We start from the raw sequence: 18,333 nt of genomic DNA on the forward strand, positions 1-18,333 counted from the left end.
GAGCAGGTCGCGGGTGGCGGGTGCGGCGCGGGCTCTTGCGGTGTGAGATTGCCGGCCGTGCGGTGGTGGGGTGTGGGCCGGCCCGTATCAGGTTCCGGGTCGTGCGGTGTCAGGGTGGGTGGCGTCGAGTCAGGCCGAACGGCTCGTATCAGGGTGGGGTGACGCGCCGGGGCGGGCGAGTGGGTGCGTATCAGGTTGCGGGTCCGCGGCGCTTTGCGCCGCCCGCCCGCGCCCCGCCGGTGCGCCACCACGTGGGTCTCATCAAAGCTCTTACTTGGACAGGGTGGAGCCTGTCGTCGTGGGGCGGCGGGCGCCGAGGAAGAAGATGCCGGGCAGGCCGTCGGTCTCGAAGCCGGCGCTCGGGTTGCCCTTCAGGCGGGAGTTCTCGATCGACATGGTGCCCGTGCGGTCGTTGCTGACGAAGAAGATCGCGCCGCCGCCCTCGTTGGCCTTGTTGTTCTCGATGACCGTGCCGTTGAGGGCGAGGGTGAACTTGTCGCCGTCGCAGTAGATGGCGCCTCCGGAGCCGCCGCCCGGAGTGCCGGCGCGGGCCGGGTTGGCGCCCTTGCCGATGGCCTGGTTGTTGCGGAACAGGCTGTTCAGCACGACCCACGACACGTGGATGCTGCTGATACCGGCACCGTTCGAGCACACACCGCCCTCGAACGTGCTGTTGACCACGTAGACCGGCAGGTCCTTCGACTGGTCGAACACGCGCAGCGCGGCACCGCCGACGTCGGGGCCGGTGGACTCGCAGCGGTTGTTCACGAACCTCGAGTTGACCACCTTGAACCGGCCGCCGCGCTGGAAGACCGCGCCGCCACCGCCACCACCGTCGTAGTCGGTGCGGGCGCCGTTGGAGTTGCCGTTGGCGAACGTCAGGTTCTGCACCGTCAGCTGCGGGGTGGCCTGGTCGGCGCAGTTGCCGCCGATCGAGCCCTGCGCGCTGTCGCACGTGTTCATGAACAGGATCCGGCGCTGGCCGGCACCGCTGAGGGTCACCTTGCCGCCGCCGTCGAGCACCACGCGTTGCACGGTGTTGCGGACCTTCGCGGTGGCCTTCATGGTGATCGTCACCGGGTCGGGGCCGCAGTTGAACGTGATGACGCCGCCCGCCGCCACCGCCGCGACGACCGCCTCCGACGTGCAGCTGGCTGCCGAGCCGTTGCCCACCGTCCGGTCGGGCTTCGAGATGTCGACGGCCCTCGCCTCGGCCGGGATGGGCGCCTTGCCGTTGGGGTTGCCGGCCTGGGGGAGGGCGGCCGCTTTGGTCGCCGAAGCCGACGCGGACGCCGAAGCCGACGCGGACCCCGAGTTCGACGCCGACGCCGCGGGAGTGGCGGCGACGTCGTTGCCGGCCGGGTCGAGCCCGCTACCGGCGCCCCGGGCGCCCGACTTCGTGCCGGCGCAGCCGGTCAGGACCAATGCGGCGACCAGCGTCGCGATCAGCGCCGCGGTTGTGGCCGCGATCGGCCTCGCGGTTGGGGCCGTGGTTGGCGCCGCGATCGGCGTGGCGGTTGGGGCCGTGGTTGGCGCCGTGACCTGCGCAAAAGCCGACAAACGCCGAAAAGGAAAGGGGGGCCTGAGCAGCACGGATCGACTCTAGGAACGCTTGAGCCTCAGGTAGACCCTCGGGGGCTGGTTTAACCGTTTCTTAAGTCGCTCCACAGGTGGGCAACAGTCGTAATCTGCGTCGATCTTGCAGTTGTGGCCCCTGACAAAGCGGCTTTTAGTGGGACAAAGGGGCGGCCACAACTGCAAGATCGGCGGAGGGGGGAGGGACGCGGCGGGCGTGGGCGTGGGCACGGCGCACGGGGCACGGGGCGCGGCGCGGGCGGCAGGCGTGGGCGCAGCACGGCGCGGGCGGCGAGCGCGGGGAGCGTCGGCCGGCGGCGCAGGCAGCAGTGGTGCAGCGACGGCGGCGCGCGCGGCGCGGGGCCGTGGGTGAACGGGTCAGGGGAGGTGGAGGGTGGCGTCCGTCAGGGTGGTGTACCAGTCGGACTCCGTGAAATCCGGCCCGGTCTCCTCGCCGATGTAGACGTCGACGTGGCGGTCGCCGCCCAGTCCGGGGCTGAACTCGTCGCGCACGGTCCATTCGGCCGCGCTCAGCCGGTCGCACACCTGGGGGGTGACGTCGGCGCCCGAACCGCACGACGTGATCGTGAAACGGGTGCCGGCCGCCAGCACGTCGGGGTCAGCGGCGGCGGACCGCCACGGCTCCAGCGCGCCGCCGGCGCTGTCACGCGGCGCGGTGTCGAGCCAGAAGCCCACGTCGACCGACCAGTTCAGGTAGCGGCCGTCGCCGACCCGGCCGGTGCCCTCGTCGCGCACGGCTTGCACGAACGTGGCCGGGTACGTGCCCAGGTCGTCGGAGCCGCCGTCGCAGTCCAGCCGCGGGCAGCCGGTCACGCGCTCGGTCGCGCCGCCGTGGAACGAGGCGACCGCCGTGTAGTAGACGGTCACCGTCCAACCCGACCGCGACGAGCACGCCGACAGCGCGACCAGCAGGAGCAGCACCGAGAACCGGATCACCGCCGGACGGCGCCGCGCCGAATGCCGAGCCCGACGATCACCACCCCGGCGATCGCCACGATCGGTCCGACGACGGCCCACAGCGTCTGGCCCGTCATCGCGCTGCCCCCCAGCACATTGAGCCCCTGCAGCGTCCACACCAGGCCGACCACCAGCATGAGCGCCCCGACCACCAACAGGATCCAGCGCACCGCAACACCCCCTCGCCCCCTGTTCGTTCATGGTCCCCGCACGTCAGCGGCCCGGCAACCAGAGAACGGAAGAACCCCCTCGGATACGCCCAAATCGGGGTAACGTCGGATCGTGGACAGTGCGGTGCTGCCGCTCTGGCTGTCCGCGATCGCCGCGGTGCTCACCGTGGGGCTGGCGGCGGCGTTCGCGGTGGTCGCGCTGCGGGCGCAGCGCGCGCTGGTCAGCCAGTTGCGCATGATGGAGGACCTCTATCAACGGGACGCCGAGCAGCGCGCCAGGGCGCAGGCGCAGCTCGTTGCCGCCTGGCCGGTGAGCGAGCGCTCGACGTACGAGTCGCTGCTGCGGCGGGGAATCGTGGGTGCCGCGATCCGCAACGGGTCGGAGTCGCCGGTCTACGACGTCGAACTGATCTACCGGGACGTGCCGGCGGCCTGGATCGCGGTACGCCAGGTCGGCACGGTGCCGCCAGCGGCCGCGGCCGAGGTGTTCGCCGGGTTCGACGAGGAGCGCACGGAGGGCCGGCCCGACCCGTCGCGGATCAACCCGGACGGGTCGATCAAGCTGGCGCCGTCGGCGGCGATGAAGGTGGAGATCCGGTTCACCGACGGGCTGGGCGTGCGCTGGTCACGCGACTCCACCGGCGTGCTGACGCAGCTGCCGCCGGGGACCCCGCGGATGTCGACGGTCGCACCCGACGCCGAGGTCGAACCGGTCCATGGGTGACTGTCGGGAAAGCGCCCGACACGAGCTTTTCCGTGCTCGTATGCGTTGCGCGCGCCCGATGTCATGCCAAACGTGAAAAGCCTTCGGCTATTGGATGACATTTTCAACTCGTAACCCCTAGGGGGCGGCTGCCACCCTGTGGTGGACGCGAGAGGGCGTCATCGATCACCGATCACACCGGTCGCGCCGCTGGCGGCGTGGCGTACCTCCGCACGTCCGCACAACGCGAAACCCATGGGCGCACAGCGCCCCGCTCCGCGCTGCCCGATTGCGGTTCCCCGCCGAGGGCGCGCTCCACATACAGACCAGAAGGGAAGGCCGCCGTGCAGCATCCGTTCGCCGCAGTGGCCCCCGCACACCGCCGGCCCGACGCGACGCGCCGCGCGGGCAGGACAACCCCGGCGCTTACCGGCCGGACCCGGTCCGGCCCCGGCCGGTGGGAGCGCAACACGCTCGTCGCCACCGACGTCACCACGCTGGCCGCGCTGTCGACGGTCGCCGGGTCGACGGTGCCCGCCACCGTGACCCGCACCGCGTTGTGCGTCGCGCTCTTCGCCGTGGCGGGGCTGTACCGGCCGCGGCTGCACCTCTCCCCGCTCGACGACCTGTCCCGCGCACTGGTGTGCATGATCGCCGTCCTTCCGCTCGGGGCCTGGTGGAAGCTACCTACGTTGCTGGCGCCGCTCTGGTTCACGGCGGCGCCCTTTCTCTGGCCGGTGGCGATGTTCACCGGCTTCGTGATCTCCCGCTCGATCACCTGCAAGGCCATCCACGGCACCCGCCGGCGCACCGCGGGGGCGGCCACCGTGGTCGTCGGTACCGGTGCCGTCGGGCTGCGCATGGCCGAGGTCCTGCGCGACGACCCGATGTTCGGGCTGCGTCCGGTCGGTGTGGTCGGTCCCGCTCCGTTGATGGGCGGGGGGACCCCGGTGCGCCGGCTCGGTGACGCCGGTGACCTCGACGCCGTGCTCGCCGACCACCGTCCCGACGTCGTGGTGGTGACGTTCCCCGGCCCGTCCGACGCCGACCTCGTCGGCACGCTGCGCGCCTGCCGGCGGTCGGGCGTCACGGTGTTCGTGGTGCCGCGGCTGTTCGAGCTGTCCGTCGCCCGCAGCGGCGCCGAGCTCGTGCACGGCATCCCCTTGGTGCGCCTGCCCGTCGGGCGGCCGGGCGGGATCCTGAAGCGCGCGATCGACGTCCTCGGCGCCGGGCTGGGGCTGCTGCTGCTCGCGCCGGTGCTGCTGGCGTGCGCCGCGCTGGTGCGGTTCGAGTCGCGCCGGGCGAAGGTCATCTTCCGGCAGGAGCGCATCGGTCAGCACGACCGGCCGTTCACCATCATGAAGTTCCGGTCGCTGACCCCGTCGTCGGACCTCGAGTCGCAGGTGCGCTGGAACATCGCCAACGACGCGCGGGTGGGCCGCATCGGCCGGCTGCTCCGCGCGTCGTCCCTGGACGAGCTGCCGCAGCTGCTGAACGTACTGCGCGGCGACATGTCGCTGGTGGGCCCGCGCCCCGAGCGGCCGTACTTCGTCGAGCAGTTCCGCCGGACCTACTCCGGCTACGCCGACCGGCACCGCATGCCCGTGGGCATCACCGGCTGGGCGCAGATCCACGGGCTGCGCGGCGACACGTCGATCGAGGAGCGGACGCGCTTCGACAACTACTACATCGAGAACTGGTCGCTGGCCCTGGATCTGAAGATCATGGCCCGCACGGTCGGCTCGATGCTGAGCATCCACCGGAAGTGACGCCATGACCGAGCACTTGTGCGAGGGCATCATTGAGCAGAGCCGTCCCGGTCAGGGCGGGTCACCACGAAGTGGGGACCCGTCATGACGACCATGACCGTTCCGCCGCCGCACCGATGGCGCGGCGTACCCCTGGCGGTGCTCCTGTCGCCCCTCGCCTCTCTCCTGGCCGCCGGCCACGCGGTGCTGAAGCGCCCCTCCATCCTCGTCGCCGCCGCCCTGCTGATCGTGAGCGTCCCGCACCAGGACCTCGGCGGCAGCGTCACCGTCGCCGACGCGGTCATCTGCCTGGCCGTGGCCGCCGTCGCGGTGCGACCGCGGTCGATCCGTTCGGGGCGCGCCTGGATCCCCTACGCCGCGGTGGTCGTCGCGTTGGCCTGCGCCACGCTCGGCGCGCAGGACATCGGCCAGAGTGTGCGCGGGTTCGTGCGCTACGCCGAGCTGTTCGTGCTCGTGCCGGTCGCCGTCGCACTGTCCATCAGGGACAGGCTGGACCTGTACCTCGTCGCCGGCGCGATGGTGCTCCTCACGGTCGTCGAGGGCGTGGTCGGGGTCCACCAGTCGCTGACCGGCACCGGCGCCTCCTACGCCGGCGAGTACGTGCGGGCCGTCGGCACGTTCGGCTCCGAGCAGGTGCTCGCGATGGGCGCGCTCATCGGCTACGGCATCGTCGTGACGCTCGCGCTGGCCCTCGCCTCGCGCGGACGCCTGCGGGTGCACCTTGTCGGCCTGGTGCTGGCGCTGGGCCTGCCGTTGGCGTTGTCGCTGTCGCGCGGCGCCTGGATCGCCACCGCGCTCGCGGTCTCCATCCTGCTCATCGCCTGGAACTGGAAGGTCGCCGCGATGTGCGGGGCGCTGCTCGTCGTCGTCCTCGGTGGGCTGACGCTCAGCGGCAACACGACCTCCGCGACCTACACCGAGCGGGTCACCAGCATCGGGCAGTCGGGGAGCACACCCGACCGGTCGGTGCAGGACCGGTACGCGCTGTGGAGCGCGGCGACCGGCATGTGGCGCGACCACCCGGTGTTCGGGGTCGGCCTCAAGGACTTCCACCGCTACCGCGACACGTACGCGCCGATGTCGTTGTCGGCCGGCAGCGACGTCGACGACCTCACCGCCGGCTTCCGCCGCGAACCCCTGTTGAGCGCGCACAACCAGTACCTGATGGTGCTCAGCGAACAGGGCGTGGTCGGCGCGGTCTCGTTCGGCGGCCTGCTGCTCGCGCTCGGCGTGACAGCGGTACGCCGGCGACCGTCGGACCACCGCTTCCTCGACCTCGCCGCGCCCGGCCTCCTCGTGTGGACGCTCGTCGACTTCAGCTACGGCGACATCGGCGCCGGCCCGACGGGCGTCGTGCTGGCGGTCTCCCTGGGCCTGGTCGCCCGGCGCGGCCTGATCGTCCCGCTTCCCCGGGGGTCGTCATGACGGCGGTCATGCACAGGAGCCTTGTGCGGGCGGCGGTCGTCACCGTGGTCATCACGCTGTCCGGGTCGCTGCTGGGGTTCGTGCGCGACCTGCTCGTCGCCCGCTACTTCGGCGCCGACGGCGGCACCGACGCGTTCCTCGTCGCCTGGACGGTGCCGGAGACCGCGTTCCCGCTCGTGGTCGAGGGCGCGATGGCGTTCCTGCTGGTCCCGTTGTTCAGCCGGGCACTCACCGAGGGACGCGAACCGCGCGACGTGGTGGCCGCGACGCTGCCCCGCGTCGTCGCGGCGCTCGCGCTCGGGTCGGTCGCGGTGATGGTGTTCGCGCCGTGGATCGTGCGGCTGATCGCACCCGGGCTCGCCGACCCGGCGCTCGCGGTCACCTGCACGCGGCTCACCGCGCTGACGATCCTGACGTTCGGCGTCGCCGGATACGTGAGCGCGGCGCTGCGCGCCACGCACGTCTTCGGCGCCCCGGCGACGATCCACCTCGCCTACAACGTCGGCATCCTGGCGCTGATCTGGTCGCTGCACGGCCGGTTCGGCATCGTCGCCGCGGCGGCCGGGGTGGCGCTGGGCGGCGCGCTCATGGTGGCGGCACAGCTGCCGAGCTTCCTGCGTCACGTCGGGCTGCCGCGCCGGGTCACGCTGCGGCGGACGTCGCTCGTCACGTTCGGCGCGTTCGCGCCGCTGGCGGTCTACACGCTGAGCCGCCAGGCACAGGTGTTCGTCGAGCGGTTCCTCGGCTCGCACCTGGAGCCGGGCACGATCTCGCACCTGAACTACGCGCAGAAGGTGGCCCAGTTGCCGATGCTCGTGGCGCTGCTGGTGTGCACGGTCACGTTCCCCACGCTCGCCCGCAACGTCGCCGCACAACAGGTCGAGGCCGCGCGGAAGCGGCTCGAAGAGGACCTGCGCACGGTGACCGCGCTCATCGTGGTGGCCGCCGCGTACCTGGTGGTGTTCGCGCCCGAGATCATCGGGCTGCTGCTCGAGCACGGCGCGTTCACCGCCGCCGACACGGAGGCGACCGCGGCCATCATGCGCGTGTACGCCTTCGGGCTGTTCGGGCACGCGATGGTCGGCGTGCTGTGCCGCCCGTTCTTCACCGGCGAGCGGCCCGACTGGTTCCCGGCCGTGGCGATGGGCGTCGGGCTCGCGGTCAACGCGGTGCTCGCCGCGCTGCTGGTGCCGCACTTCGGCGGTCCGGCGATCGCGGCGGCGAACGGGGCCGGCATCACGGTGACCGCCGTGCTGCTGCTGGTCGGCATGCGCCGCCGGGTGATCGACGTGTCGCTGGCGTCGCTGGGCGCCGCGGCCGCGCGGCTCGGCCTGGCCGCGGCCGTCGCGGCGGTTGCGGGTGTCCTCTGTGGACGCGTCACGCACGGAGCCGTCTCCGTGTTCCTCGGCGGAGCGGTGATGCTCGCCGTCTTCGCCGTCACCGCCTACGCGTCGGGGGTGCGCCGTGTCCGCTGATCCCGTGATCCTGATGTACCACTCGGTCGAGCCCTACACAGAGGACCCGTACCGGGTCACCGTGCGGCCGGAGCGGTTCGACCGGCAGCTGCGCTGGCTGCGCCGGCGCGGCCTGCGCGGGGTGTCGATGCGCGAGCTGCGCGCCGCGACCGACCCGCGCGGCCTGGTCGGGCTGACGTTCGACGACGGCTACGCCGACTTCGTGACCCGGGTCGTGCCGGCGCTGCGCCGCTACGGGTTCACCGCGACCGTCTACGTCGTGGTCGGCGCGCTCGGCGGCGACAACGCGTGGGACGCCGACGGGCCGCGCAAGCCGCTGATGACCGCCGCCGACGCGCGCCGGGTGGCCCAGGACGGCATCGAGGTCGGCTCGCACAGCCTGACCCACCGCCGCCTGTCCACAGTGGACGCCGCGGGTGTCGAGGACGAGATCGGCGCGAGCCGGGTCGCGCTCGAGAGGATCGTCGGCGGACCGGTCGAAGGGTTCTGCTACCCGTACGGCGACGCCGCCGACCGGGAGGTCGCGATGGCGGCGCGGGCCGGCTACGCGTACGCCTGCGCCGTCGGCGCGCGGGCGTTCGCCGGCCCGCACGCGTTGCCGCGCACCTACATCGGTGACCGCGACAGCTCGCCCCGCCTGTACGCCAAGTGGCTGCGCCACCGGATCCACGGGGGTGTGCGATGAGGGTGCTGCACGTTATCACCGGCCTCAACGCGGGCGGCGCCGAGCACCAGCTGCGGCTGCTGCTACGGGCGCTCGGGTCCGACGTCGAGTGCGAGGTGGTCACGCTGACCGACCCCGGCCCGGTCGCCGAGGCGATCCGCGCCGACGGCATCCCCGTGCACGTGCTGGGGATGCGGGGTAACAACGACGTGACGGCGTTGCCGCGGCTCGTCGGGCTGATCCGTGCCGGCCGGTTCGACGTGGTCCACACGCACCTGTACCGCGCGTGTGTCTACGGCCGGATCGCCGCGCGGCTGGCCGGGGTGCGGCACGTCGTGGCCACCGAGCACTCGCTCGGAGACGGGCAGATCGAGGGCCGTCGCACCACGGCGGCCGTGCGCGGGCTGTACCTCGCGGCGGAGCGGATCGCCGCCGGTCCCACGATCGCGGTGTCGCAGGCGGTGGAGCAGCGCCTCGTCGCGTGGGGCGTGCGGCCCGACCGGATCGCGGTCGTTCCCAACGGCATCGACCCCGACGAGCTCGCGTTCGACGAACGCCTGCGCAAGGACGCCCGCATGCGCTGGGGCATCGCCGACGACGCGTTCGTCGTCGGCGGCCTGGGGCGGCTGGAGCCCGGAAAGCGGTTCGACGTGCTGATCGAGGCCGTCCGCCCGCTGCGTGACGTGACCCTGCTGCTCGTCGGCGACGGGTCGGTGCGGCGGCAGTTGGAGGCACAGGCGTCCGGGCGGGTCGTCTTCGCCGGTGCCACCGGGCACGCCCGGGAGGCGTTGTGCGCCATGGACGTCCTCGCCGCGCCGAGTGAACAGGAGACGTTCAACCTCGCGGTGCTGGAGGCGTTGGCGAACGGTCTGCCGGTGCTGTACACGACCTGCCCGCCGCTCGACGAGCTGGCCGAGCCGGTCGCGAACGCGTCGAAGCTGCCGCCGGAAGCGGCACGATACCGCGAGGCGATCCGCCGGCGACTGTCCACACTGGACGCCAGAAGCCCGGCACAGGCGCCATTCGCGGCCTCCGCACTCGCTGACGCGGTGCGCGACATCTATCTGAGCCGAACACCGGAAGCAGCAGGGAAGACACGATGACCGCACAGATCCTCCGCCGTCTCACGCACAGGTTCGGGCTGCTCCTGGTGCTCACGGTGCTCGGTGGCACCGCCGGTGCCGTGTACAGCGCGACGAAGACACCCACGTACCGGGCGACGGCGTACGTCGTCGTCACCGCCGACGCCGGTGAGCCGTTCGCCGCCGTGAACTTCGCCCAGGCGTACGGCCGGGTCGTGACCACCGGTCCGGCCGCCGAGAACGCCACGAAGACCATCGGCCCCGGCGCCGCGGCCGACCTCGCCAGGGTCACCGCGTCGACGTCGCCGGACGCGCCGGTCATCGAGATCACCGCGGCCGGCCCGGACGCCGGACGTGTGCAGGTGGTCGCGAACGCCGTCGCGCAGGGGCTCATCGACTTCGCGGCGACCCGTAAGGCCGAGACGCGCGTGGGCGTGTCGATGCTGGCGCAGGCGGCGAAGCCCGCCCGGCCGTCGTCGCCGAAACCGCCGCTGGAACTGGCCGTGGGCGCCGCGGCGGGCCTGCTGCTCGCCGGGTTGGCGGCGCTGGCCGGCGTGGGCCGGTCGGCACTGACGCGCCGCCGCGACCCCGGGCCCGCCGACGGTGACCCGGTTGCCGGCAGCGCCGCGACCCAGCACATCGTGGCCTCGGCGGCGGTGCCGCTGCCGCGCCAGCTCGCGCCCCCGAAACCGACGCTCTCGATGGTGATCCCCCCACCCGTGAGTGCGCGCGTCACAGCCACGGCACCGGTGGCGAAGGAGTCGCCGGTCGAAGGGCCGGCCGAGGTGATCGAGGGACAGCTCGACGAGTCGCGCATCGTCGGCCGCGCCGTCGTGATCTACCGGGAGGAGTCGTGACCACGATGATCGCTCCACAGTGGACCGTCGAGATCCGCGACGGGCTCGCCGGACTGCGCACCGAGTGGACGGACCTCTTCCGCCGGTGCGCCACCGCCACCCCGTTCCAGGCCTACGCGTGGAACGAGGCCTGGTGGACGGCGTACGGGACGACGGGGCGGCTGCGCGTGGTGCTCGTCCGGCGCGGCGGCACCCTCGTGGCGGCGGCCGCTTTCACGCTCGTCCGGCGCGGAGGGTGCGCGGTGCTGGTGCCGGTCGGCGGCGCGTTCTCCGACTTCACCGACGCGCTCGCCGACGACTCGTGCCGCGCCGACGCGGTCCGGGAGCTCGGCGCCGCCCTCCGCGCGATGCGGGGCTGGCAGGCGGTCGACTTCCCGGAGACGCGCGCCACCGGGCTCGCGGCGGAGCTGGCCGCCGCGTGGGGGAGCGGCTACGTGCTCGACGCCTCGCTGTGCCTGGAGCTTCCGGCACAGGACTTTGAGACGCTCGTCAAGGACCTGCCCGCGCACGCCCGCAAGACCGTGCGCCGCCGCGTCAACCAGCTCGCGAAGCTCGGCCTCGACATCCGCGCGGTCGGGCCCGACGAGGCGGAACGGTCCACAGTGGACCTGCTGCGCCTGCACGCCGCGCAGTGGCAGGGACGCGGCGTCAACGCCGAGCACCTGCGGCCCGCGTTCGCGGAGCACCTCGCCCGCGCGGTACCCACGATGATCGCCGACGGACAGGCCGTGCTGCTCGAGTACCGCCTCGACGGCGCGCATGTCGCCTCGAACCTCGTGGTGGTCGGCACCGACCTCGCCGGCGGCTACCTGTACGGCGCCGACCCGGAGCTGCGCGACAGGCTCGACATCACGACGCTGCTCATCTCGACGACGCTTCCCGTCGCGGAGAAGAGCGGCTGCGCGACGATGAGCATGCTGCGCGGCGCCGAGCCGTACAAGTTGCGCTGGCGTCCGACCGAGGCGGTCAACCGCCGCGTGCTGCTCGTGCGCGCCGGCAGCCCACGCGGTCACGCCTACGCGGCGGCGGTCCGCGCCCGCGCGGCGGCCGTCCGCCTCGCGAAGGCCCGCGCGCCGTGGCTGCGCGCGGTCCGCGACCGTGTCACGTCCGTGTCCGGTAGGAAGGTGACGTCGTGAGCACCGCGGTCCTCCACGTCGCGCAGCCCGTCGACGGCGGCGTCGCCGCGTACGTCCTCGCGGCCTGCCTCGACCAGGTCGCCCGCGGCTGGCGGGTCACCGTCGCGTGCCCCGACGGCGGGCGGCTCGCCGCGAGCCTGGCCACGGCGGGGATCCCGCGGGTCAACTGGAACGCCGGTCGCGGACCGGGTCGCGGCTCGGTCGGCGAGGCGCGGCGGCTGGCGGCGATCGTCGAGCGGCAGCGCCCCGACGCGCTGCACCTGCACGCGTCGAAGGCCGGGCTGGCCGGACGGCTGCGCACCCGGTTCGGCCGCCGGCTGCCGACGCTGTTCCAGCCGCACGGCTGGTCGTGGCTCGCCGTCGACGGACGCCTGCGCACCGCCAGCGTCGCCTGGGAACGGGCCGCCGCGCGCTGGACCGACCTGTTCGTGTGCGTCGGTGCCGCCGAGGCCGAAGCCGGCCGGGAACAGCGGGTCGCGGGCCGGTACACGGTGGTGCGCAACGGCGTCGACCGCGGCCGTTACACCGCCGCCGGACCGGACGGGCGCGCCGCCGCCCGCCACCGGCTCGGCCTCGACCCGGTGGCGCCGCTCGCGGTGTGCGTCGGGCGGGTCACCCGGCAGAAGGGCCAGGACGTGCTCCTCGCCGCCTGGCCGGCGGTCGTTCACGCCTGTGCCGGTGCGCGCCTCGCGCTCGTCGGCGACGGCGACCTGCTCGGCCACTTGAACCGGGGCGTCCACAGTGGAGTGACGTTCGCCGGCAACGCCGCCGATGTCCGGCCGTGGCTGGCCGCCGCCGACGTCGTCGTGCTGCCATCGCGGTGGGAGGGGCTCCCGCTCACCGTGCTGGAGGCGTTCGCCACCGGCCGGTCCGTCGTCGCCAGCCGCGTACCGGGCCTCGCCGAGACGGTCCCGTCGTCGGTCGGTGCCCTGGTGCCGCCGGACGACCCGGCGGCGCTCGCCGACGCCCTCGCCCGACGGCTCGGCGACCCCGCCCGGTGCCGCGTCGAGGGCGAGGCGGCCGCGACGCACGCCGCCCGGTACGACCTGCGGCACACGTTCGACCGGCTCGCAGCGGCCACCGAGACCGCGATCCACAGAGGCTCGATCCATAGAGGACAGCGGAGATGAAGGTTCTCACCGGCGCCGGCACCGGCCGGCGCGGCACCTGCCCGTACATCGACATCGATCTCGCCGACCCGCTGTTCTGGAAGCGGCCACCGGCCCGGCGCGACGAGGCCTTCGCCCGGCTGCGGCACCTGCCCGACCCGGTGTTCTTCGTGGAGCGACCGGCCGCCCGCGGCCGTAAGCTGACCGGGTTCCACGCACTGGTGCGGCACCGCGACGTGGTCGACGCGAGCCGCGACGCCGGGGTGTTCACCAGCGGACCGGGCGTCACCACGCCGAAGCCGGCCCGCTGGGTGCGGTTCGTGTTCGGCGACTCGATGGTCAACCTCGACGACCCGCGGCACGCGCGGTTGCGGGGCGTGGTGCAGAAGGCGTTCACGCCGCGGGTCATCGCGAAGATCACCGAGGACATGGCCGCGGTCGCTTCGCAGCTCGTCGACGAGGTCGCGGCGCGGGGGACCGGCGACTTCGTGGAGACCGTGGCGGCGCAGATGCCGCTGCGGGTCATCTGCGAGCTGATGGGCATCCCGGCGCGGTACCGGGCGCGGCTGCTCACGCAGCTCAACCGGACCGCCGAGCACGCCGGCGTGCCGACGCCGCGGTGGCGGAGGGTCCCCGGACGCAGCCTGTTCGCGCTGGCCCGCCTGCAACGCGTCGTCGCCCGGGTCGGCCGGCAGCGCCGCCGCCACCCGACCGACGACCTCATCTCCCAGCTGGTGGCCGCGAAGCTGACCGCCCGCGAGCTCGGCGCGTTCTTCTCCCTCCTGCTGGTCGCCGGCGTGGAGACCACCCGCAACGCGATCGCGCACGGGCTGCTGCTCCTCACGTCGCACCCGCGGCAACGGGCGCTGCTGCTCGACGACTTCGACAGGCACTCGCGCGGCTTCGTCGAGGAGCTGGTGCGGCACTCCACGCCGATCATCCAGTTCCGGCGCACCGTCGCCCGCGACACCGTCCTCAATGGATACCGGCTCGGCGCCGGCGACGAGGTCGTGCTGTTCTACACCTCGGCCAACCGCGACGAGACGGTGTTCGACGCGCCCGACGCGTTCGACATCACCCGCTCGCCCAACCCCCACGTCGGCTTCGGCGGCGGCGGGCCGCACTTCTGCCTCGGCACCGCGCTGGCGCGTCAGGAGATCTCGGTGCTCTTCCGCGAGCTGCTGACCCGGCTGCCCGCCATCCGGTCGGTCGGCGAGCCCGACCTCGTGCCGTCGAGCTTCGACAACCGCGTCGGACGGCTCACCTTCACGACGGGAGCACACGATGCGTAGGACGTTCTGGGCCGGTGGCGCCGCTGTGCTGGTCCTGGTCACCTTTGCCCTTGCGGTGTTCGCCCTTCGCGGCGACGCGACCGCGGGTCACGCGGCGGGCCTGCCCCCGACGGCCGGATCGGCCCCCCGCGAGGACTCCGGGCGACCGCCGCTGCCCGCCGGCCAGACCGACGGTTGGGAGATGGCCTTCAGCGACGAGTTCGACGGGTCCACATTGGACAGCCGGAGGTGGGCCGACCAGTCCGGCGCGGAAGCCGACAACGGGCGCGGCAACAAGGGCAACAAGCAGCTCGAGTGGAACCAGGCCGCGAACTGCGCGGTGGGCGGCGGCGAGCTGACGATGACCGCCCGCCGCGAGGCCGTGACGTCGCCGTCGGGGGAGCGGTACGGGTGGACCTCGTGCCTGATCTCGTCGACGCCGTCGTACGGTTTCCAGTTCGGGTACGTGGAGGAGCGGGCGATCCTGCCGCGGGCACGCGGGTTCTGGCCGGCGCTGTGGACCTGGCAGGCTCCGTTCGTCGACCGGTACATCGAAACCGACGTCTACGAGTTCTACTCCGAGACGCGCCACCGCCTCGACCTGACCCAGCACTCGGGCGGCAAGGGCAACTGCAAGCCGGCGCTCGCGTTCGACCCGGCCGACGGGTGGCACACGTACGGTGCCGCCATCGAGCCGACCGGCACCACCTGGTACGTCGACGGCGTCGAGGTGTGCCACACGCCGGCGACCTCGGACGGCGTGACGAACATCGTCTCGAACCTGGCCGTGTTCGCCGAGGTCCCCCCGGCGGAGGCGACGAACGAGGCGGTCAAACGGGTCGACTACATCCGGGCCTGGCAACGCCCGTAGCTGTCAGAACCAGGTGGTGCACCAGGGGGCGCGGTCGGCCGCGAACATGCGGGTGGCGCGGGCGACCGCGCCGGCCGAGTGCTCGTCGACCAGGCCGGCCGCGGCCAGCGTCCGCACGGGGTAGCCGCCCAGCAGGATGGAGCCCAGCGCGGACACCCCGATGGTCAGGTCGGCCGACTCCGTCGTCGGGGTGCAGGTGGCACCGAAGGGGCCGCCGTCCAGGGCGAAGCGGCCCTCCGCGTAGCCGGCGGGGTCGACCACCTCCAGGATCAGCGTGCCCGGGACGCCGTAGGTGCGCGCACCCAGCACCGCCGGCACATCGCAGACCCGCGCCCACAGGGCGTCGAAGCGTTCGCTGGCCCTCGCGTGCCGGGCGTCGAGCAGCAGCCACGGCAGCGTGTCGTCGACGGGGCGGTCGCCGGCCTGGACGGTGCGGGCCAGGTCCAGGGAGAGCAGGTGGTCCCAGAGCAGCAGGTCGCCCCGCGGACCGGTGGTGTACATCGTCTGCAGTTCGACCGTGCCCACCGGCTGCCGGTCGGTCCACTTGTTCTCCACCGTGTAGCGGGCGGCACCGACCACCTCGCCGGCGGGATCCCGCGCCACCACGTGGAAGGCCGGCTTCGGGTCGCCCCAGCTGGGGATCCGCACGATGCCGTGGTCGAGGTCCCAGTACCGGTCGGTGCGGGTGATCTCGCCGGGGCTGCGCAGCCGGTGCCGCTCGAACAGCGGCGGCAGCGTGGCCCGGGCCGTGTCGCGGTCGACGAACTCGACCGTCCCCTGTGGACGGTCGCGCAGGCGGGCCAGCTTGCGGTCGACCGTCCAGGTCTGGTGCTCGGTGGCGGCGCCGTACCCGAACCGGCCGTAGATCGGCCACTCCGCGGCGATCAGCACGCTCACCGGCTCGCCCCGCTCGACGCTCGCGGCCAGGTCGTGGCGGACCAGGCGACTCGCGAGACCGCGCCGCCGGTGCGTCGCGGTGGTCGTGACCGCGGTGACGGCCGACGCCGGCACGGTCGCCCCACCGGGCAGCGTCAGCTCGGTGGGGAAGCTGCGCAACGTCGCCACGATGCGCGCGCCGTCGAAGGCGGCGAACGTGCGGTCCAGGTGCATGCCGGGGCGGCGGACCTCGGCGTCGCCGGAGCCGTTCGGGTTCAGGAAGCCCGTGGCCATCGCCGTCCAGAAGGCGCCGACCTCGTCCTCGGTGATCGTGCGGAGCTCGTGCATGGCCGCCAGGCTCTCACACCCGGTCGGGCACGTGCCCGGCCAGCCGCACGGTGAGGAGATAGGCCAACGGGACCAGCAGCGTCAGCACGAGGAACGCCGGCGCGATGACGTCGGTGCCGCCCCGGCCGACGAGCAGCCCCAGCAGCCCCGGGAAGATCACCGCGCCCAGGGAGGCGGCGCCGATCTGCATGCCGACGGCGGGGCCGGCGTGGTCGGAGCCGACGCGGTCGGCGGTGGTCAGCGTCAGCAGCGGGAACACCGGTGCCGCGAACAGCCCGATCGTCATGACGCCCACCACGGTGACCCACGCCGGCGCCGGCAGCACCGCCACGAGCGCGCCGGCCGACATCCCGGCCAGGCACGCGACGAGCCCGCTCCGGCCGGACAGCCGGTCGGCGATCACGCCGTACACCACCCGGCCGACGAACAGCGCGCCCCAGTAGGCCGCGACGCACGTCCCCGCGACGCTGGTCGACAGGTCACGGCCGTCGGTGAGGAGTGTGAACGTCCACAGGGCGACGGCCACCTCCGTACCGGTGTAGAGGGCGAAGGTGACGGCGCCCATCCACACGGTCGGCAGGAGCAGGGTCCGAGCGGCGTTGCCACGCGAAGCTTCTCCAGTGGCTTCCTCCTGTAGCGCGTCTCGCGGAACCTGCCATGAACGGGCCGTGAGCGCGAACGCGACCGCGAGTACCGACTGCACCGCCGCGGTGAGGCCGTAGCCCCAGCGCCAGCCGAGGCCCGCGCCGAGGACGGACGTCATCACGAGCGGGCCGAGCGTGGCGCCGAAGCCGAAGCTGGCGTGTAGCCAGTTCATGTGACGGGCGCCGAAGTTCTCCGCGGCGTAGACGTTGAGGCCGGCGTCGATCGCGCCGGAGCCGAGGCCGACGAGCACCGAGCCGACGAGCGCGACAGCGAACACCGGTGCCGCCGCGTACGCGGCGAGTCCGGCGGCGACGAGCGCCGTGCTGCCGGCGAGCAGGCGGCCGACGCCGAGTCGGGCCAGCGCGAACCCGGTGGACACACTCGACATCAGGTAACCGGTGACGCCCACGGTGAGGATGAGGCCGACCGCCTCGATCGACACGCCGAACGTCTCGCGCATCGACGGCCATCCCACGCCGAGGAGGGCGTCGGGCAGGCCGAGGCTGATGAAGCCGAGGTAGGCCAGGCCGAGCAGGCCGCCGCCGGAGAGCCGCATGATCACATGCTATTTCGGGGGACGGAAACCCGACACCGAAGTCCGACATGCCAGGTAGGGGACCCGATAACGGGCGTGAGAGTTTGCACAAATACGAATTGCCGACACCACGACGACGAATGCGTACTCCGTGAACCCGAATGGTCGACGCGGGAATGGCGCCACTGGCTTACGGTATTGGCAGAGAATTCTTCCGCAAGGGGTTTCCGGCGATGATCCGAGTTCTTCTGCTCGAAGACGGTCAATGGAATCGCGCTGGCTTTCCCGCTCTCCTCGGCCGCGAACAGGGCATCGTCCTGGTCTGCACCGCCGATATCGAGTCGGAGATCGCGCCGCTGGCGGCACAGTTCACGCCCGACGTCGTGCTGGTGAACACCGACTACATGGTGAGCCAGATCCTTCCGAAGGTCGCCGAGCTCAAGGCGGCCGCCCCGAGGTGTTCGGTGCTCGTCCTGTGCGATCCCACCAAACGCGGCATGCTGCCCCCGCGCCGGCGCGGGGGACGCCTCAGCTTCCTGATGAAGGACACGTCGGTGCGCCAGCTGGCGGCGGCGATCCGCCAGGTCGCGCGGGGCGAGAGGGTGGTCGATCCGCGGCTCGAGGTGGCGGCGATCAGCACCGACAAGGCGGTGAGCACGCGGGAATGGGAGGTCCTGGGCCTGGCGGCACAGGGCGAAACCGTGGCGGAGATCGCCAGGCGCCTGTATCTGTCACTGGGAACGGTGCGCAACCACATCTCGTCGGTGATTACGAAGACGGGCGCGCGCAACCGGCTGGATGCCATTCGGATCGCCCGCAAGGACGGCTGGCTCCGTTAGCCCGG

Annotated in this window: 18 protein-coding genes; 13 read left to right on the forward strand and 5 right to left on the reverse strand. The window is 72.9% G+C overall.

Features of this window, described 5'->3' with window-relative positions; translation table 11 throughout:
* Positions 1-270: 270 nt before the first annotated feature.
* Complete coding sequence (locus Voc01_RS15325) at positions 271-1,065, reverse strand: hypothetical protein (RefSeq protein ID WP_307781572.1); 795 nt, start codon at positions 1,063-1,065, stop codon at positions 271-273.
* On the opposite strand from Voc01_RS15325, the gene Voc01_RS54435 reads away from it, so the two are divergent.
* Entirely contained in the window at positions 1,064-1,606 is a 543-nt protein-coding gene (locus tag Voc01_RS54435; RefSeq protein ID WP_203928130.1) for a hypothetical protein, read from the forward strand. The genes Voc01_RS15325 and Voc01_RS54435 overlap by 2 nt on opposite strands.
* A gap of 347 nt (positions 1,607-1,953) precedes the next feature.
* Here the strand turns inward: Voc01_RS54435 and Voc01_RS15335 are convergent, their stop codons facing one another.
* Together Voc01_RS15335 and Voc01_RS15340 are read right to left on the reverse strand one after the other, a co-directional pair.
* Positions 1,954-2,532 carry an RlpA-like double-psi beta-barrel domain-containing protein gene (locus tag Voc01_RS15335; protein ID WP_203928084.1) on the reverse strand — a complete coding sequence of 193 codons (579 nt, stop codon included), beginning with the start codon at positions 2,530-2,532 and terminating at the stop codon, positions 1,954-1,956.
* Positions 2,529-2,723, reverse strand: a complete 195-nt coding sequence (locus Voc01_RS15340) for a hypothetical protein (RefSeq protein ID WP_203928085.1) — start codon at positions 2,721-2,723, stop codon at positions 2,529-2,531. The genes Voc01_RS15335 and Voc01_RS15340 overlap by 4 nt, the downstream gene beginning before the upstream one ends.
* A gap of 112 nt (positions 2,724-2,835) precedes the next feature.
* Here Voc01_RS15340 and Voc01_RS15345 point away from each other — a divergent pair, with 112 nt between their 5' ends.
* The 11 genes from Voc01_RS15345 (at position 2,836) to Voc01_RS15395 (ending at position 15,085) form a co-directional block, all read left to right on the forward strand.
* Positions 2,836-3,447: a hypothetical protein gene (locus Voc01_RS15345; RefSeq protein ID WP_203928086.1), complete on the forward strand. Its 612-nt coding sequence runs from the start codon at positions 2,836-2,838 to the stop codon at positions 3,445-3,447.
* Positions 3,448-3,770: 323 nt separating this feature from the next.
* Positions 3,771-5,195 (forward strand): sugar transferase, encoded by a 1,425-nt coding sequence (locus Voc01_RS15350; protein ID WP_203928087.1) that lies wholly within the window; start codon positions 3,771-3,773, stop codon positions 5,193-5,195.
* Between the two features lie 84 nt (positions 5,196-5,279).
* Positions 5,280-6,620, forward strand: a complete 1,341-nt coding sequence (locus tag Voc01_RS15355; RefSeq protein WP_203928088.1) for an O-antigen ligase family protein — start codon at positions 5,280-5,282, stop codon at positions 6,618-6,620.
* An 8-nt stretch (positions 6,621-6,628) separates the two neighbouring features.
* The gene (murJ, locus tag Voc01_RS15360; RefSeq protein ID WP_203928089.1) at positions 6,629-8,095 is read left to right on the forward strand and encodes a murein biosynthesis integral membrane protein MurJ; all 1,467 of its coding nucleotides are present in this window, start codon (positions 6,629-6,631) and stop codon (positions 8,093-8,095) included.
* On the forward strand, positions 8,085-8,780 hold the full coding sequence (locus tag Voc01_RS15365) for a polysaccharide deacetylase family protein (protein WP_203928090.1): 696 nt from the start codon (positions 8,085-8,087) through the stop codon (positions 8,778-8,780). The genes murJ and Voc01_RS15365 overlap by 11 nt, the downstream gene beginning before the upstream one ends.
* Entirely contained in the window at positions 8,777-9,862 is a 1,086-nt protein-coding gene (locus Voc01_RS15370) for a glycosyltransferase (protein ID WP_239160215.1), read from the forward strand. The genes Voc01_RS15365 and Voc01_RS15370 overlap by 4 nt, the downstream gene beginning before the upstream one ends.
* Positions 9,859-10,698 carry a Wzz/FepE/Etk N-terminal domain-containing protein gene (locus tag Voc01_RS15375; protein WP_203928091.1) on the forward strand — a complete coding sequence of 280 codons (840 nt, stop codon included), beginning with the start codon at positions 9,859-9,861 and terminating at the stop codon, positions 10,696-10,698. Before Voc01_RS15370 ends, Voc01_RS15375 begins: the two co-directional genes overlap by 4 nt.
* A 5-nt stretch (positions 10,699-10,703) precedes the next feature.
* Positions 10,704-11,834, forward strand: a complete 1,131-nt coding sequence (locus Voc01_RS15380) for a GNAT family N-acetyltransferase (RefSeq protein ID WP_239160222.1) — start codon at positions 10,704-10,706, stop codon at positions 11,832-11,834.
* Complete coding sequence (locus Voc01_RS15385; protein ID WP_203928093.1) at positions 11,831-12,964, forward strand: glycosyltransferase; 1,134 nt, start codon at positions 11,831-11,833, stop codon at positions 12,962-12,964. The genes Voc01_RS15380 and Voc01_RS15385 overlap by 4 nt, the downstream gene beginning before the upstream one ends.
* Positions 12,961-14,235, forward strand: coding sequence for a cytochrome P450 (locus tag Voc01_RS15390; protein WP_203928094.1), 1,275 nt, complete (start codon positions 12,961-12,963; stop codon positions 14,233-14,235). Before Voc01_RS15385 ends, Voc01_RS15390 begins: the two co-directional genes overlap by 4 nt.
* A complete protein-coding gene (locus Voc01_RS15395) occupies positions 14,228-15,085 on the forward strand; it encodes a glycoside hydrolase family 16 protein (RefSeq protein WP_203928095.1) in 858 nt (285 codons plus the stop codon). The genes Voc01_RS15390 and Voc01_RS15395 overlap by 8 nt, the downstream gene beginning before the upstream one ends.
* Positions 15,086-15,088: 3 nt before the next feature.
* Here Voc01_RS15395 and Voc01_RS15400 read toward each other — a convergent pair whose 3' ends face one another.
* Positions 15,089-16,309 (reverse strand): GNAT family N-acetyltransferase, encoded by a 1,221-nt coding sequence (locus tag Voc01_RS15400; RefSeq protein ID WP_203928096.1) that lies wholly within the window; start codon positions 16,307-16,309, stop codon positions 15,089-15,091.
* Between the two features lie 13 nt (positions 16,310-16,322).
* The gene (locus tag Voc01_RS15405) at positions 16,323-17,510 is read right to left on the reverse strand and encodes an MFS transporter (RefSeq protein ID WP_203928097.1); all 1,188 of its coding nucleotides are present in this window, start codon (positions 17,508-17,510) and stop codon (positions 16,323-16,325) included.
* Positions 17,511-17,650: 140 nt separating this feature from the next.
* Between Voc01_RS15405 and Voc01_RS15410 the strand changes: the two genes are divergently transcribed.
* On the forward strand, positions 17,651-18,328 hold the full coding sequence (locus tag Voc01_RS15410) for a response regulator transcription factor (RefSeq protein ID WP_239160216.1): 678 nt from the start codon (positions 17,651-17,653) through the stop codon (positions 18,326-18,328).
* Positions 18,329-18,333 lie beyond the last annotated feature (5 nt).

Source organism: Virgisporangium ochraceum, from assembly GCF_016863655.1.
GTDB classification, from domain to species: Bacteria; Actinomycetota; Actinomycetes; order Mycobacteriales; family Micromonosporaceae; genus Virgisporangium; species Virgisporangium ochraceum.